At 60.4% G+C, this 17,255-nt stretch carries 9 protein-coding genes and 1 pseudogene; 3 read left to right on the plus strand and 7 right to left on the minus strand.

The annotated features are described in order from the left end of the window. Positions 1–9: 9 nt before the first annotated feature. Complete coding sequence (locus tag G8346_RS15085) at positions 10–3,237, plus strand: sacsin N-terminal ATP-binding-like domain-containing protein (protein ID WP_166049309.1); 3,228 nt, start codon at positions 10–12, stop codon at positions 3,235–3,237. Positions 3,238–3,531: 294 nt separating this feature from the next. On the opposite strand, the gene G8346_RS06415 is transcribed toward G8346_RS15085, so the two are convergent. Together G8346_RS06415 and G8346_RS15090 are read right to left on the minus strand one after the other, a co-directional pair. Next, positions 3,532–7,836 (minus strand): bifunctional RecB family nuclease/DEAD/DEAH box helicase, encoded by a 4,305-nt coding sequence (locus G8346_RS06415; RefSeq protein ID WP_166049311.1) that lies wholly within the window; start codon positions 7,834–7,836, stop codon positions 3,532–3,534. 87 nt (positions 7,837–7,923) lie between these two features. Then, positions 7,924–9,831, minus strand: coding sequence for a DNA methyltransferase (locus G8346_RS15090; RefSeq protein ID WP_166049313.1), 1,908 nt, complete (start codon positions 9,829–9,831; stop codon positions 7,924–7,926). A 2,212-nt stretch (positions 9,832–12,043) separates the two neighbouring features. Here G8346_RS15090 and G8346_RS15095 point away from each other — a divergent pair. Both G8346_RS15095 and G8346_RS06425 read left to right on the plus strand, forming a co-directional pair. After that, positions 12,044–12,196: pseudogene (locus G8346_RS15095) on the plus strand (helix-turn-helix domain-containing protein); the annotation flags it as partial. Between the two features lie 63 nt (positions 12,197–12,259). Next, the gene (locus G8346_RS06425) at positions 12,260–12,667 is read left to right on the plus strand and encodes a hypothetical protein (protein ID WP_240901320.1); all 408 of its coding nucleotides are present in this window, start codon (positions 12,260–12,262) and stop codon (positions 12,665–12,667) included. Between the two features lie 82 nt (positions 12,668–12,749). Here the strand turns inward: G8346_RS06425 and G8346_RS06430 are convergent, their stop codons facing one another. The 5 genes from G8346_RS06430 to G8346_RS06450 all read right to left on the minus strand — a co-directional run bounded on the left by G8346_RS06430 (position 12,750) and on the right by G8346_RS06450 (position 17,164). Continuing rightward, on the minus strand, positions 12,750–13,775 hold the full coding sequence (locus tag G8346_RS06430; RefSeq protein ID WP_166049317.1) for a hypothetical protein: 1,026 nt from the start codon (positions 13,773–13,775) through the stop codon (positions 12,750–12,752). Between the two features lie 648 nt (positions 13,776–14,423). Then, positions 14,424–14,978 carry a GIY-YIG nuclease family protein gene (locus G8346_RS06435; protein WP_166049319.1) on the minus strand — a complete coding sequence of 185 codons (555 nt, stop codon included), beginning with the start codon at positions 14,976–14,978 and terminating at the stop codon, positions 14,424–14,426. A gap of 9 nt (positions 14,979–14,987) precedes the next feature. After that, the gene (locus G8346_RS06440; protein WP_166049321.1) at positions 14,988–15,449 is read right to left on the minus strand and encodes a hypothetical protein; all 462 of its coding nucleotides are present in this window, start codon (positions 15,447–15,449) and stop codon (positions 14,988–14,990) included. A gap of 438 nt (positions 15,450–15,887) precedes the next feature. Further along, positions 15,888–16,208: a hypothetical protein gene (locus G8346_RS06445; RefSeq protein WP_166049323.1), complete on the minus strand. Its 321-nt coding sequence runs from the start codon at positions 16,206–16,208 to the stop codon at positions 15,888–15,890. Between the two features lie 368 nt (positions 16,209–16,576). After that, positions 16,577–17,164, minus strand: coding sequence for an RNA polymerase sigma factor (locus tag G8346_RS06450; protein WP_166049325.1), 588 nt, complete (start codon positions 17,162–17,164; stop codon positions 16,577–16,579). Between the last annotated feature and the right edge of the window lie 91 nt (positions 17,165–17,255).

Genomic DNA, 17,255 nt, shown 5'->3' on the forward strand with positions numbered 1-17,255 from the left:
GGAGTGCCCGTGGCGTCGAACTACGAAACAATTTGCGAGGAGAACCGGGAAAGCTACGGCACAAAAGGCGCTCAGAAGTCTGGGAAGCTGGCCGCTGGGCTGTACGACGACCGCACGCACTTCATCTTCGAGTTGCTGCAAAACGCCGAGGATGCCCTCGGTCGGCGTGGCGAGTGGAACGGATCACGCAAGGTTACGTTCACACTAGCCCCGACCCGCCTGACGCTCTCGCATTTCGGTAAGCCGTTTGACGAGGCAGACGTCCGAAGCATCTGCGATATCGCCGAAAGCACCAAGAACGAGTCCTCCATCGGCCGCTTCGGCCTCGGCTTTAAGTCCGTCTACACCGTTACTGATCTTCCGGAGATTCACTCTGGCGATGAGGACTTCTCGATTGAGAACTATGTCTTTCCGAAGCGGTTGACACGTTCGGTGCGCGCGGCGGACGAGACGCAGATCATCCTTCCCCTTAAGCCGGAGGACGCGAGCGCAGCGCAGGACATCACGGCGGGGTTCCGCCAGTTGGGCCCTAGCGCACTGCTGTTCCTGCGCCACATTGACGAAATCAACTGGAGCGTCGAGGGGGGCGCGTCGGGGTTCTATCTGCGCAACACTCCGGAATCGCTCGGTCCCAATGTCCAGCGCATCACGTTGATCGGCAACGAGGATGATCGGGAGGAAGTGGATCAGAACTGGCTGGTGTTCCACCGCGACATCTTTTCTGCCGAGGGGCACAAGGTAGGACGCGGGGAAATTGCCTTCTCGCTGGTTGCGGTAAAGGACACCCCTGGTCGCTGGGCAGTGCAGCCGCTGGCCAAGTCGGCGTTGGTGGTTTTCTTCCCGACGGTGGTTGAGAGCCACCTGGGCTTTCTCGTTCAGGGGCCGTATCGCACGACGCCAAGCCGCGACAACATCCCGCCCGGTGAGCCGTGGAACCTGCATCTGGTCAAGGAGACCTCCAGCCTCCTGGTGGAAGCGATGCGCTGGATGCGGGACAACGCATTGCTGGATATCGCGGCGCTGCGCTGCCTGCCGCTTGACCGTGGGAAGTTCCCAAAGGGGTCGCGGTTTGCGCCGATGTTTGACGCCGTCCGGCAGGCGCTTCAGGACGAGGAACTGCTTCCAACCTTCGATGGCGGGCATGTCACCGCCCGGCAGGCCAAGCTGGCGCGAACGCAAGAATTGCGCGAGCTGTTCAGCCCGGGACAGGTTGCGGCGCTGTTCGGTTCGGAGGCTGCCGCCTGGTTGTCAGGCGACATCACCCAGGACAAAGCACCCGAGATTCGCCAGTACCTGATGCGCGAACTCGACATCGACGAGATCACGCCGACAAAACTGGTATCGAGCCTTACGAAGGCGTTCCTTGAGGCGCAATCCGACGAGTGGGTATTGCGGCTGTACGAGTTCCTGAGCGGCCAGGAGAGGGCACTGCGTCGCCATCTGGACACTATTCCGCTCATCCGCCTCGATGACGGGACGCACGTCGTCGCTCGCGAGAACGGAAAAGCCAAAGCCTTCTTGCCCGGCACCATTGCCACCAGTTTCCCGACGATGCGCCGCGCGGTGTGTGCGACACCTGAGGTTCGCTTGTTCCTTATATCGCTGGGCATCAGCGAACCTGATCCGGTGGACGATGTTATCTGGAACCTCCTGCCGAAGTATCAGAAGCAAGAGGTGGATGTGGGCGACGATGCCTACGCCTCCGATATAGAGCGCATCCGTGCAGCTTTCAACACCGACTCAGCCGCGCAGAAGGAAAAGCTCCGGTCCGCCCTGCGCGATACCAACTTTGTTATGGTGGTCGACACCGGTGACGATGAAGCCTATGTCGCTAAGCCTAGCGAGGCTTACATCGCGACCGACCGCCTGCAGCAGCTTTTCGCAGGCGTGCCCGACATCTTCATCGTCGACAACGAGTACGACTGCCTGCGCGGTGAAGAGATTCGTGACTTGCTGGTGTCGTGTGGGGCAAGCCGTTACCTCATTCCTGAAGCAGCACGATCGGGACTTGGGAATTCCGAGAAGGAGCAGATTCGCAGAGAAACAGGCCTTGAACGTGCGAGCTGGGAAAACCAGCCAGAGGACTTCACCCTTCGCGGACTGACAGAGCTGCTGGAGTTTTTGCCAAAACTGCAACCCAAAGATGCCGCAGCCCGAGCAAAGGTGCTCTGGGAGGCCTTGGCCGATCTGGAGGCGCGCGGCACTGCTGCCTTCTACGGATCCTACAAGTGGGGCTATTTCCACGAGGCAAAGACTGCTCGATTCGATGCCTCCTTCGTCCGGACGCTCAACCCGGTCGCCTGGGTGCCGAATGCCGACGGCGAACTTGTGCCTCCTGGGCTCGTCGTGTTCGATACCCTCGGCTGGAAGCCCAACCCGTTCCTGCAGACCAAGATCACCTTCAAACCACCGATCATCGATCAGCTTGCCAAGGAGGCAGGCATCGACCCGGCCATTCTCGATCTGCTACGAAGAGACCCCGCTATTGTAGCCGAGCTTACGTCCCGACTGAGCGCGAATCCGACGCCAGAGACCGACGAGCCGCTCGATGGCGACGTGTACGACGGTGCAAAAGATCTTTACGGCGATGATATGCCGGATATCCCGCCGGGCACCCCTGATCCGGACGATGGTGAGGGCGTGGGTACGGGTGCAGGAGGTGGTGGCCAAGGGCGCACTGGTGCGGGGGCTTCGCGCGGGGTTAGCCAGGGCGATGGGAGTGGCCACGGTAGCCGCGGAGACAAAGGCGGTGGCAAAGGCGGCGGGCAAGGAAAGAGGACACCCGGCCATGCCGGGGGGCGGCTGTTCATTTCCTACGTCGGCACGCACCCCGATGATGATGGCCCCGACCCCGATGGCCTCGATCAGGCAGAACGGATGGAGATCGAGGGCAATGCAATCGATCTGATCATTGGTCTTGAGCCAGGACTGCACCGCACGCCGGAAGGCAACCGAGGTTTTGACCTCTTCGAGGCCGACAGTAGTGGCAGGCAGATTCGATGGATCGAAGTGAAGTCGATGACGGGCACCTTGGAAGATCGCCCCGTGGGACTGTCACACACGCAATTCGACTGCGCGCGTAAAAAGGGCGATGCGTACTGGTTGTATGTGGTCGAGCGCGCAACCGATCCGGCACAAGCCCGCGTGCTCAGAATTCAGAACCCCGTTGGCCACGCCCGGACATTCACATTCGACCACGGCTGGCGCGAAATAGCACGAACTACTCCGGCCGGTTGATGTACCAGTCGGCCAAATTATCCAATTCACGCCCTAAAGGCCAAGGCGTCGCTATCTGGCTCAGGCTCGGCAAATGGACGCGGTTCAGTTCCGCGTTCCACCTGACACCGCTGGAGTTCAATAAGTCCTTAACCGCAACCCATCCAGGCGATCTCCTCGAGAACGGTCCGACAATCGGCAGGCAGATCATATCTTCTTCTGAGATATAGGTTTCGACACCGTTGGGATGACCGGCACGTTTGATGATCCCGAAACACAGGTTACCTGTACATTGATTTCTGTACGCCGTCCTCGCTAAGCCCATCTGAACTCACCTGGGACATCGACGCGCCCGTTGCTGCCATGGTATCCAAGCGACATGGGTCTAACGTTGCCGCAGAAGGATTCAGCGAAGTACTTCAGCAGGCGCGATTCGCGCAAAACGGCGATGTCATGCGCAAGGTGACCGATCACCTCCTCCGACACCAGAACGACGAACTTCGCACGTGCACGAGATGCGATCACGTTGAAGCGATTGAGGCTCATCAAGAACTCGTCCTCCTCGGCGATCTGGTCCGGGTCGCCGAGCGAGTAGGACGCAATAATGATGTCGCGTTGCTGTCCCTGAAAGCGCTCGACGGTGTCGACCGACTCGCGGATCGCTTCTGCGAGCGCACCCGTCGCGCCGAAAACCTGCAAGAGCCGCGTAACGATCAGCGCTTGCTGAGCACGGTGCGGTGTGACGACACCAACTGCCTTTCGGAAGAAATCAATCGCCGAGTAAGCCGTCGTCGTGGGCGGGATAGGCTGGCCAGTGCCCGCGTCGTTCTCGTTGCGGAGCTGATCCGCCATTTGGCCGTGTAGCAACAAAAGCATGGACGCGACGGCGTCCGCCTCGAAATCGTTCCGCTGGCTGCTCCTGCCGTCCTCATAGACGAAGCACACTGCGGGCCGAGATGGGTTGAGAATGTCCGCCCACTCGTGCGTCCAGAACAGGCGCGCATCCCAGGTTGCAGGCTGTGCAGTAGGGGTGGGCGAAAGGAAGTTCAGCTCTAGCGCGGGTGAGTGACTCGTCAGCGTCGCTTGGTATCCGGACTGGCGAGCCAGACCCACAATGCAGTCGTTCGAGCGGTAATTGACACTTAAAGGGCTCTCGGGAATCTGGTGTAGCTCCTTCCAGAAGCCGTAGATGGAACCGACGAAATCCTCGAGTCCCTTGGGTGCCTCGGCCTGCTGGATCGGCGAGAGCTGCAGCGGGTCGCCCGCGAGGACAACGCTGCCGCCGTTGGCGATACTAGCGATGGCCAAGATAGAGTGGGCCACGTCCATCTGCGACGCTTCGTCGATGAGAATGAGGTCAAAGAATTCGCTGGTCGCTCTCCCGTTCTCGGTTGTCAGGAGGTTGTGCACTTGCTCCGACGTCGCACCGACAACGACGACTCCATTCGGCTGCTGAAGCCGCGCGCGCAGCGCTCGCAGCACAAGCGAAGGGACGCCTTTGTTCAGTTCAAGGTCGATCGTCGGCGCGATGTTGCCCGGGTTCGCTTGGTAACGGGAGCGAACACGGAAAACATCGCACGCGCCCGGCGCGAGCGCTGCGAGATCGCGAGCGATCTCGAGTAGGACGTTGTCGATCGCCGTGTAGGTGAACGCCGAGACCAACACACGGAAAGGCCGGTTGCTTTCGAGTGCCTCGAGGACCGCGCCCACCGCGATCGCACGCACCGTACGGCTCTTGCCGGTCCCCGGCGGCCCCCAGACCAGGCGCGCCCGATGCGTGAGGGCATCCTGCCATGCCTGCCACTGCCCGTTGTTCAGGGTCAGCCCGTGCGTCGTGAGCTGCGCCCGGACGTTCCCAAGGCTCCGCGAGACCACTGATGTCGCTAGCGTGGCGGGGCTCCACAGGAACTCGGCGGCCGGGACCTGTTTACGCGAACGACGAGCGCGCGCCCCTGCCTGCCCCGTAGCCCTCATCACAAGCGGTTTGCTAGAAGCGATGGTCGGGTTGCCGATGGCTTTCAGCGTCACGTCGAGCTTCTTGGTGAAGAAGTCGTTGTGGACCGGGTCGAGCACGACATTCTGCTCGAGGTTGACCAAGCCCGAGGCTTGGAACTCGTCGAGAGCCGTGGGCCAGTTCAAAGCGGAGGCGTCGAGGGCGATGAGGCCGTTGTTCCGGTCCAAGCCCGCGATGGTCACGCACGTCAGATCTTCAACGAGCGCGTGCCAGTAACGTTTGCCGAGACGCTGGTTCACTGTCGCGTCGAAGGCCGTGTTGCGTACGACGCCCGCGATCTTGCGGTCAAGGAGGCCCGGCGCGTTCTCGGGCACGAGCGCGAACGAAAAGTCTCCGACCTTTGCCTTCACGTCGTGGGAGTCTGGCGAGAGCAGGTACACGCGTCGACCGACCTGCGGCACGAGCCCGAGTCTCGCGAGAGCGTCAGTTTCCGGCTGGCCGACGAGACGCTGGACCAGCCGGGCACTTCGGAACCGGGCTGCGCGTTCGTGCGCGGGCATCGCCCGCACATGCTGTACATCGAGTTCCTCGAGCGCCTTGCTCAGCTTCGTGAAGGCGAACCAGAGCTGGCCATCGGAGCTCGTACTCGGCTGACGAGACGGGGGGCCAATCTGGATCACCGGCGCGCTCTGCGTCAGGCGAGGCTTCAGGTCGGTCTCTAGCCGCTGTGCAACGGTCTCAAGGGCGGACAGTCGCTTTTTCACAGTCTCCACGTAGGTCTGCATCTGCTGTTGCCAATGCCGCGGCGTCGTGATTCGGGACCAGATCTCGTGTGCGCGCTCAGACGGAATCTGGTCGCTTAGCGACGTCGCGAAGAGTGGATGGACGTTGAATGTCGCGACGCTCGCCGGCAGCGACGGCTGGTGGTACAGGCGAGCGACCTCGAAGAGGCTGTAGTAGTGGGGAATGGGCGCTGCCAGCATCGAACGGATCACGTCCCGAACGATCGTGATCGGAGACCGGCGCACTATGGAATCGGGGTTCTCCAGCAGCTCCTCGGGCGGGAATAGCCAGGCTAGGTAGCTGAGGTTTTGGTTCGCGAGGATTGCCTGCAGATGACGCCCGATTACTCTTGTGAGGTGGTCGTACTGCAGAGAGTCCCATATATAGACCTGCAAGCTCGTCTGGTAGTCGGGGCGACGCTGAGGCGTGAGCCCCGCGAGGAGCGGGTTCTGCAGCGTCCGCGCGTCCTGCGTCTGACACCACTGGATGATGTCGTGGATCTCCTGCAGGAAGGCGAGAAGCTCGTGCTCCTCGGAGGCGAGGTCGCGGTCGATGACGATGCGCGCGTTCGACCGCCAGGCTCTGTTCTGCCGCGGCGAAGTCAGCGGCGACTGAAACGCGCGCGGTTCGTGCCAGAATGCCTTCAAGCCGAACGCAACGGTGATGGCGCTTCCGATATCGAAGTCGACCGAGAGAAAGATGCGAAGGTCCGCCCATTTCGGCATGGACGCAGATGAGCCCGTCTGAGCAGGGATCGTGACGGTGCCCGACTGAAGCGACGACGCACGGCCCGCGACGACCGTGCGCGTCGCACGCAAGGTCTGGTGCGTATCGAACACGGGGTCCGTGCCCAAGCATTGCGCGAGCGATTTGACGTGCCCAACGCCGGCCTGGTTCAGGCTGAGGCGCGCGCCCTGCGACACGAATGCGACGCGGCTCAGGTGGTCCTGGGATAGGGCGAGCGGGAGGCAGTGGTTGTCGTGAGGGGCCACCTTGGGATCGTGTTGACTCGGAGGACGATCCTCCCCGAGGTACTCACAGAACGAGCAGCGGTTGTCGACGTGGAATTCAAGCGCACTCCAGTGGCTGGCGAGCGCCCTCGGCAGGTCGGATTGGAAGAAGCGTCGGACGCGGAATGCGAAGACCTCGAATGGCGAGGTCTCGAGGTCCTCCTGCATCGCAGCCCAGAGCTGGGCGGTTGACGGCGTAACGCCCTGCCGCTGGGCCTGACGGCTCGCTTGGACGAGCTTCGAGGCCTCGTGGGTGCCGGGCCACACGGCGGCGTCGGGGACGACGACAAACTGCCCGGCCAGCCCCTGGTCATGGAGCCATCCGGCTAGTGCCATGCTGTAAAAGGCGACCTCGGCAAAGTACGCTGGCGATGGATCGGCGCTCAGCTTGATATCGATGATGCGAAGCTGCCGCCGGGCGTCCCCCGAGGGCAGAGACGAAATGCTCCCGTCCGCCGAAATGAACGAGGGGAACTTGGCAGCGGGCAGAACCTCGATGATGTCGGGGCGCAGCTCGCTGTACTGAAGCGAGTATTGCGTGGCGTGACCGACGACCCCTAGCGCCTGCTGGAACGTTTTCCCGATGCTGAGCGTCGACTCGACTATGAACTTCGTCGGCGTCGTCTTCGAGAGGTGCGCTGCGAGCTGGATCTGCTTATACCGGACCTGACCGCTCTGAAGCGTGTAGGCTGATCCGACGATCGATTGGGCCCCGAACGTCTGCGTGAGATCGTGGAGCTTCTCGGCCTGCCACTCGTCGCCTGCCCTCTGCACCTGCGGCAGCCCTGGCCGAGGCGACTGCGGGTACGGCATCTGGAGCTGTGCGCGCTTCTGCGCGTAGTCGTTGTTGTCGGGATAGAGGTTGAACGCCAACTGCCGAAGACAGTTCGTCCTTATGAACTGGCTCAGCGAGTGCTTCCCAACAACGGGTTCGGTTCGGTTCGGCATTTCGTCTCCGATTTACTGTCCGGCAGCAACTTCGAGGGCATTCCGAAGGCGAATGCCTTGGGCGTCGTCAGCGTGGCCGTAGAGGCCCAGACTTGCGCCAACGAGCGACGCGCGGAACAAGTTGGCGAAGTCGGCGTCGTTGAACGGAAGCCTATCCTGGCGGCGGAACCGATCGCGCCAGCGACGCGCGTTGGCGCGCGCGGCGGCGATCTGTTCCTTGCTTAGGTTCTCGATCGGAGTCGTGGTGGGGCGCTTGCGGAACACGAGGACCGCGTCCCAGAGGCTCGTACCGTCGTGCGTGTGCAGCCCCATACCGGCCTCGCCGGGCATCGGGAGTACCTGCACGGGCTTCAGCCCGCCAAGCGCGAGCGCCTTCGCCATCGCGAGCCAACCCTCGGTCGTGCTGTGCCGGAACGTGAACGCGAGGAGCCCGTGCGGCTTGAGGACGCGACGGACTTCGCTGAAGGCCTCGCCAAGGTTCGCGGCGAACTCCTCGACGCTCTCCTCATTGTTTCGGCGTGCACTGAGCGCCCGCTTCACGAGGATGCGGCGCTTCGCAGCCTCGGGCACGAGCCCCATGTGCTCGAGCCACGGCTGGAAGAAGTCCGACAACTCCGAGTACGTGATGTTGTCGAAGTACGGCGGGTCGGTAAGCACCATGTCGACGGAGTTCGACTCGACGAAGGTGAGCTCGCGCGCGTTACCGCTGAACACTCTGGGTGCAGTCGTCGGCGCCACGGCCTCGACTTCGCGGAAACCGCCCCAGCGCGCGGGCTCCTTCGGCGCCTTGGCGAACGCCGACGCACGCAACACTTGACGGATCGCGTTCGGGAAGGTGCCGCGGCCCGTGCCCTCGAGCCACGGGTTCAACTCGACGGGGCGAGGCACGTGCCGGAACGCCCTGATGCTGAAGAGCGGCGTGAGACGTCGCCACCCAGCCGCGTAGGACGTGAGCATGCAGTTCGTCGTGAGATGGTTGCTGAACGCGAGCCCGAAGGCGCGGCGCTGGTCTTCGGAGAGCTTCTTGATCTCACGCGCAAGGCGACCGAGGTGGAGGAGCTGGCGATCGTTAAAGAGCTGGGACCACCGCCGGTAGCCGTAGTCAGTGAGGCGCGTGTCAGACCGGTACTTGTCCTCAATGCCGTGGAGAGGCAGGAACTCTGGGTCGGCCTCGATCTCCTGTCGGAGCGCCTTGGTGGCTCGCGCGACAGCCGCTTGATGAGCGGCGGCGGCCTTCAGGAAGACACGCTCTTTCATCGGCACGGAACGGCCCGTTGTGCGGGGGGTCGCCTCGATCGCGAACAAGCGCCACGTCGGCGGCACCTCCGTCTGACGCCCCAGTTTGATGAGCGGTGTCCGCTTGTCGCAGTGCGGGCAGGTGTACGTGCCGCTCTGCACGGGCGCTGAGTTGAGCACCGTCTTCGTCTCGCACGACGTGCAGGAGAAGCTCTTATGGATCGCCTTCAGCGAGTGGGGTTCGTGACACTTCCTGCAGAACGCCCACCGCTTCTGGCCAGCCTCCTCGGCGAGGATGTAGTTCGGATGAGCCTCGCCGACCTTCTTGCACGACGGGCACGCGACGATTTGGACCCAGAAGTAGTGGACAGCGGTTAGCTGCGTGCCGTCATGGCCCTTCACGGCATACAGCGGTGCGAGCTTCTTGCCGACGCGCTCCTGGAGTGCGCACAGCGTCGGAAGCAGGTCCTCGAGAGTCGCGGCGGTAAGCTCGGCGGTCGTGACCGCGCAGGCGATGGGGTCGACGTCGACACCAATCGCCGATGCCCCGAGGCGTGCGGCCTCGACGACCGAAGTTCCGCCGCCGACGAACGGGTCGAGGACGGTGACACCCTGAAGGTTCCCTGTCTCGTAGTACGCCTTCCAAAAGTCGGCCGTCGGCTCTGAGATCGCGCCGATGAGCACGGCGCGGAACGAGCACCCGAGGCGCCTTGCGAACCACTTGTGGATCTGGTAGATCGGGCGCGGGCGGCGTCCTTCTCGAGCGGCGAATGCCGCGAGAGACGAGAACGGAAGAGCCCCAGCCTCCAAGAGCGTGCGTTTAGGGAGGCGAGAGTGAAGCGCTACGTTGGCCACGAGATGTCCCAAGAATCATTAAGAGATCTGCTGTCATGGAAGCTTAACTGCCCAACGCTCCGAATGAGCCGCGTTTGACGGCGACCGACCGGAGCGGCGGGAGGGAGTAATCAAGCGTCGGTCTCCATGCAAATTTTATATTTCAGGTAATGGGGTGAAAGTCCAGTTTAAACTTCCGAAATTCCTTCTCGAACGTGGCAGAGTCCAATCCCGCGAGCTCCCGAAAGTCACCAGATCTATGAACTGCCCAGACGGCGCCCCCGTCACACTCCCTGTTTCCGCTGCTTCTCGCAACTTCGGCATCTACTATGTGCACCCATTTGCGTGCCCAGCGTTCACCAACCCAAGCTACCTCGGACGTGCTCGCCAAACCGGGGCACTCCACGCACCTTGTCCCGGTGAGCGCGAAACCTGGGGCACGTCAATCGAACACTGGCGCTAGGTTACTCGCCCTAGAAGCTCTGCCGCCCGCCGGTGGAGCTTCCTCCATGGTCCGTTCTGAACGCGTTCCGTACGGTTGAGTAGTACCCTTAGCGTCTCCGGACCCAAGGCATCTAGACAACCATCGTTTACCTCCGCCCACCCATTCGGAAACGAAGCGGGCTGGTAGATCTCACATAGAGCCACATTGGCCAATCTTTCAGCTGGATCCAGTTCGCACCACTCCTGAACCAGCCGGGGCAACGGATGAGCTCGTCTAGAGTCAACGACCTGCTCCCATCGCCTCCTGGCCTCTTCCGCCTGAACTCGCTCAGCCTGGGCAACCCTCTCTCGGTTTCGCTCGACGCGACGCTGCCACCGCAACCGGTCTCGATTGTCCGCCTCCATCTCGACACGTCGAGCCCGCTCGATTTCGACCGCTTGTCTACATGCTTCGTGGAGTGCTGCCTTAAGCCGGGTGAGTTTATCCGAGCTAAAAGGATCTCCAGAGAGGAGGCCCAGTGCGAACCGTGCGAAATCCGGCATTGCCGGACTCACGAATTGGGGCGCTACGATTTCGCAAAGAAACTCCGCACCTAGCTCAGCATGAACGAAAGCCGCCAGTTCTTTAGCGGTCTTTTCGTCGTGGGCATCGATGCTTTGCTCAAGAGCCGGCCGGAAGTACTTCCTGACCCGACCAGGCCGAGGTGCTGCAAGCAAGTACGCAGGCAGTGCGGCCCGGTTATTCACATGCAGATTCCTGGCCACCTTGGGACCACGCAATGCCATTCCACCGACGGGAAGATTTCCCCGACAAAGGGCTTCAATGGCCTCACGTGGAACTCCCTGTTCAGCGCTCAAGAACTCGAGCGCTCCCCAAATGGTCGTCTCCAGGAGTCGACTAAGCTTCGTCTCGGCGTTCCTGACACCAGACTCCGGGGAGTCGACAAAATTTGAGCCACTGTCCCGGACCGAGGCCAAGACGCAAGCGGTCGAGCTATGTAGCTCCCTGACAAGTGAGTCTAGGATCGGCACCCACTCCACGGCGGATTGACGCGTCGGCCTCTGATTCCTCGCCGAGTGCGCGGTCTCGACGAGTTTTCCTACTACCGCAATAAGGACCTTCGCAATGATCCATGGGTCTCCTGCGTAAAGGCTAGCGAGCCGATCTGGAGTCCGAGCACCAACGAAAAGTCGCGACAATAGGAAATCAAGTACCGGCGCCCCATCGGGATATGAGAGGGCCCAGCGTCGAGCGAGGGCGATCAAGTCACTCTTGTCGCTTGATTCGTCGACCAACACCCGCACGAATCTTTCGACCAGGTGGTCCGGAATGGTTGATGGGTCGACGGCGCCAATTGCCGCGAAGAACTCGCTTTCTGAGCAGGACGCCCGGGTTCGCTTTAGTAACTTGTCCAGGGTGCCGGGCCCAACGCAACATGGGCACAATTTCTCGGCAACCAAGAGTGCCGTATGGATTTCCGTGGTGATCCTTTTCATCCGACTACCCTTCGTGGAGCTCTCTAACATTACCAACCGGCCCAAACTTTGACCGTGGCAAGCGGCTCAGTTAGTATGCACCGGTGTGCACCGGTACACAATACAGCATGGGGACCCACTTATGACGCGACTTGGAGAGGCCATACGCTCAGAACGTAGAAGTTTGGGGCTATCGTTGAGGAAATTAGGAGATCTTTCCGGGCTCAATCATGGTTATCTGAGTCGCGTCGAACGCGGTGTAGTCCGACCCAGCCGCGAAAAGATCATTCGTATCTCCGATGCTTTTGTTCGTGCAGGGGACTCGCGGCTTGCAACACAGGAGCGAATCAGGCGCAAGATGCTGGTGGCGGCCGACTTATGGGACGAGTTTCTTCCCGACCCAGACGACACGAGAAACCGATTCGCTGCGTTACTCCGGCGTGAGGGATATCAGGAAAAACAGATCGAAGCTGCTTTAGCATCCGTCTCACCCCAAACGATGAGCCGAGTTTTATCCGGCGAAGAACGGATTCAGAAATATCCAGTATCAGCCCTTACCAACCCGGAAGCGAAGTTGGACCTCTCTCAAGAAGCTGTTGTCATCCCGGACTTTTCGTATACGTTTGGGGCCGGGCTGCGTGCTCAAATCTTGGTTTCAGGCGAGTTGACCGACGAACAACAGCGCGTGCTGGAAACAGTCGCCAAACTGATCCATCAAATCCTGCCCCGACCGTCTTCCACGACCAGGAAAAAAGAAGCGCCCTAGATTCGGGATTCGCCCCACCGCGTTGAGCGCAGAAGTGTTTCGGGTCCAGAGACGACCTTCCTTTTCTTTAGAACGATAGCCGCTATCCGCGCACCCGCACTGCAAAGCCTTCGCGACACATAGAGGCGATATCCGTGCGAGTCACCTCGTATGTCAGGGGCTTTCCCTGCGGCCGGCGCCAGCCTGTCGAACCCATGTGGTCGTGGAAGTCCGCCACCGATATCTCTCCCATTCTGGCAAGCTCGTGCCAGAAATCATGAATCGGCTGGTATTTGTACGAAGAAGAAGGTTTACGTGCCGCCCTGATCACGGTGTCTGGTCTGAGAGGCGGTTGCCGCCCCCCTCCGCCTGCACCAAGGCCTTGTGCTACGGCAGGAATCTCTGAATCTGTGTCGACCGGAGTCTCATCTGGCACCTCAGGTCTCTCAGGTTGGCGACCAAATGCCGCCCCCAGCCATTCGGCCACGCGCTGCCACTCCACGTTCGACACGCGTGCTCCAGTGGGATGAATGATGCCCAAGACGGGGATCCCACAGGCAAACCCTGATGCGGCAATGCGCCGGCCTCCGGTTCCCGTGATTTGGCTCTCGGAGACACCAACCACCTGATCGAAGACCCCCAAGCCAAGAGCGAGAACGCGTCGTGGTTGCAAAACGGCCATGAGTTTCTCGCACTCGGCACTGCAATAGGCCTCAAGGTCTCGCCTTATGGATGCCGGATTGTCCTGCCATCCCAAGCCGGTCGGATGACGCCCCAGGCTCTTGCTCTTGAAGAACAGCCGGTTGGTCCCGACTGACTGCGCGAGGGCGCCCGGGGCGCCTGCCGACTCGAAGAGCGATCGCAGCCGGACAGCCAGCGGCCAGTGCTTCGCCAGGTACTCGTTCTTTCTTGGCCAGGTAAGCACCTCCGCATCGTAAAGATCGCTGGTGTTGAAGCCCGGATTGCTCCCGATAATCATCAACTCTGGGTTCGCGACAGGAGGCCCGTAGAGGATGCTGTACCGGCACTCCCAGGTCGCATACCGGCCCTCCAGCCCTCGCCACAAGGTATAGGTGCGCTGGTAGAGGTCGGTGCAGTACTCACCCAACATGCTGCTGTCTGTTCTCATCTATATGGAAACCTCGTTGAAGTCATGGGATCCGACTCATTCAATCGCTTCCTGCGGGACCGGCCCTAAGTTCCTGGGAGCAATCGAGCCCAATTAGTTCTGTGGATTCAAGGAACGTGGAATTGCTTCAATCCCGCCAGTTATTCAACCTGTCATGCGCCACATGACGTTGATCGGTTCTTGGCTTGCAAACGCCGGCCCGGCGCCAGCTGTCGTCTGAGGTCGCGCCCGGCGGCTTTGCCATGCGCGCTGCTAACGTGCTGCAAGAGGCGTCGAAGTGTATGCACCTTACGTCCGCATATGGGACAACATGATTTAAAGTGAGCCCGCAGCAGGTGCTGCTTGTACTTCCTGCGCCCCACGAGACTGTGACATGCCCGACATCGAATGAGTGTCTCTGGTCGCTTTTTTCTAAGTGTCGGTGGATCCTTTGGTGGATAGAGAATCGCGAATTTCTTGGCATGGTCCGGATAGAGCCGGGTCAGATCAGGGGAAATCGCGATCCGAGCAGGTTGCTCAGGCATCTTCGCCTTGTCCCAGCGATTCTGCTTCTCGTGATCGAGCTTGGTCATAAAAAAGTCCTCTCGATGCGGCGAGCATCAGCTAAATTCTGTATCACCTACGGCACGGGGAACCCCTGGCTAATCATCATTCACGTCCGATGTCGCGCAACGCCTTTCTGATGGCTTTGCGAACCTGCTGCAAGTCGGCGCAGAACAATTCTTTCGCATTGATACTTTTGCCTTCCTTTCGGTACGAACCGTCTTGCCTGAATCGCTTCAGGGCTCTCTGTGCTCGGGTCTCCACGTCGCCGGCTCGGTCCGTTTGGAAGCTCGCTTCAAGCACCCAGTCCACGGCTCCGCCATATTTCTCTCGCGACAAAAGCTCAATCCGGGCCCGCGGATCCACCGCCGTTCCGACCTTTCTGCATGCCAGTTCTGTAGAAAACGCCACGTAGACAAAGCCGGGGGAACGGTGCCGTCTCGTGTAGCCGAGTGAATGCGGATTGCACTGAGCGCACTGGCCACCCGACACTCTCAGTCGGTGCCCAAATGCCCGACATGGCGCTCCGGCGATGCTTACTAACGCGTTCGTTGACCGCATTCGCTGCCTCCATTCAGTGCGAGGCAATCCACTCAGATCCTCGATTGAAGAAGCTGGGATGCCGTGATGAGCGATAAAATCGCGCTCGATCTTGTTCAAGCGAGCCATCTACTTGCCCTCCGTGACGAAAGTCTTTTGATCCATCAGTTTTTGGTACGACGTCGCCGTCAGGCCGCTCCGAATGCCAAGGACCTGTGCTAGCCACTGCACGAGACTTGCCCACTCAAGTGCGGCCAGATGCCTGGCGTGGTCGCTCAGATCGAGATCATGGAGCCACGTGACAATCCGCACCTGCCCGTCAAGGAAAATGGCTCTCGCATGCCCCGACCGCGTGGGAATTTGCACACACCCCCTCCCCTTCACGAGCGCCCCGTCAACTAGAGGCTGAAAATGCGCTTTCATGAAGAAGAGCGCCAAGAGTGCGGGTTTCAGTTCATCCGCCCATGCGGCGACCGATAGCTTTTTTCCCCGCGTTGCGAGCCGCTCCAACGCATGGGCAGTGATGTGAATCCCTGTGGATGTCGCCATGGACTGTCGCGTGCGGTAATCAACCGAAATCATCTGCAACACCAGCCCTTGGGGTCCTGTGGTCTCAGGTAACGGCTCTAATACCAAGTGGTCGATACGAGCACGTCGTCCACTTGAGACCACAGTGGCTACGGACAACGGGCCGGATGTTCTTTGGAAGGTATTAAGCCAGTACTTCGTCCAGGGTCGGCGCCGGACCGGCGCCCGCCGTGCGGAGAATGTGGAAAGACGCTCAGAAAGCTGCCGCCTCGCTTCGGCACATTCGGCTCTTCGGATCCCACGCGCGTGGGTAGGGGTGATTACGCCATACATAGTCCGCACTCCCAGAACAATGTGATGAGTTCTGGGTTACTAAACGTAGATCGCGGGAAAACATCAGGACTTTGCCTGTCCAAGCCCAGCCGAAACCGGTCAGATGGGGAGCGCCGGGACTGTTTTCGTCCCGGCGCACGTCGACAGCAGCGGCATTACCTTATTGTTTTAATTGGTTTTTTCTGGAACAAGCAGAATCTCGACCATGCCATCATGCGGCTGGACATCGAAACCGTTCGTTCTTAGGGCTTCCAGGTAGGCATCGTGCGCCGGGACACGTAGCAGGACGCGACCATCCGAAAGTGCCTGAACCGACACTTCGGGCAGGGCCGGCGCTGCTTCCCCGGTTTGAGAACCGTCAGGTCCCCTACCCGCCCCGCCGTTGCCGCGCGCCATCCATGGCGAACCTGCTGATTCCAACTCATCGCGCAAGTAGCGAGCGGCTTCACCAGGGTCAGGCACCGGCAGCACCAGAGCAAACTTGCTCACCAAAGGACTCGACTGTACCGCTGGCTCTGACTCGGTTGAGGCTGGGGTCTTTTCAGAGACCTGCATGGGAACAAGCGGACTGACCAATATCCCGATCGCGCCAATAGTCGCAGCTAAACCGACCACGGGGGGCCAAATTGTTCTGCGGTGCTGGACCCTGTTCTTTCGCTCTCGAGCAACGGCAAATTGGATTCGCTCCAGGGCCGCCGGACTCGGCTCGGGGACAGACCGGTCCATACGTTCTGCCCTCCGCCGAATTGCATCGCGAACTGCACTCGCGGCTTGCGCATCACCGCTCGCAAGCTCCGTCGTTGACTGGCCCCTAAGCACCTTTAGCCAGTCATCAGAAGTCTTGTTATCCGGGGAGGTCATACGGGGTCAGTAAGCAACGACAGGCAGGGTTGAAGAAAATCTTTAAGCTTCCGCCGACATTGGCTCAGGTATTCAGTCGTCGCGCGAACGGTGCGCCCGATCTGCTCCGAGATATCTGACATGGTATAGCCCTCAACCCAGAGCGTCAGTGCGTAAGCACTCTCAGGCCAGACTCGCCCGAAATATTCCAAGCCATTTGCCACGCAGTCTCTCAATTCGTCGCTCTCGGTCAATGATTCCGGTCTGAGCTCGAGCCGGTCAGGTTGGGAAGCGACATCGTCGGAGACTTGATCGCCAGCCTGCTCGAACCGGCCCGCTCGATGGCGATGATAGTCATATAGACAGTTACGTGCGATGGTCCAGATCCAAGCCCGTGCCGTGCCTTGTTCAGTGTAACCCGATGCCGATCTATAGATCTTTAGGATGGTTTCCTGCAGCAGATCTTGAGCATCCTCGCCACTCACCCCATGGTGCACGAAATACCTGAGCATCCTGCTTGCATACTGCTCGTAGAGGTTCTTAATCGCGAGCTGTTGCTCCCGCTTCCCGCGACAAAGAGCGGCGATAATCTCCGAGTCGGTCATACACGACTACCATATGTGAACCATGCAATTATTGCTCGGTCCGCTTACAGATACTATCCGTATCATTTTCAGGGACTATCACCGCGGAACA

The sequence above is a fragment of the Thioalkalivibrio sp. XN279 genome (genome assembly GCF_011089885.1).
GTDB lineage: Bacteria > Pseudomonadota > Gammaproteobacteria > Steroidobacterales > XN24 > XN24.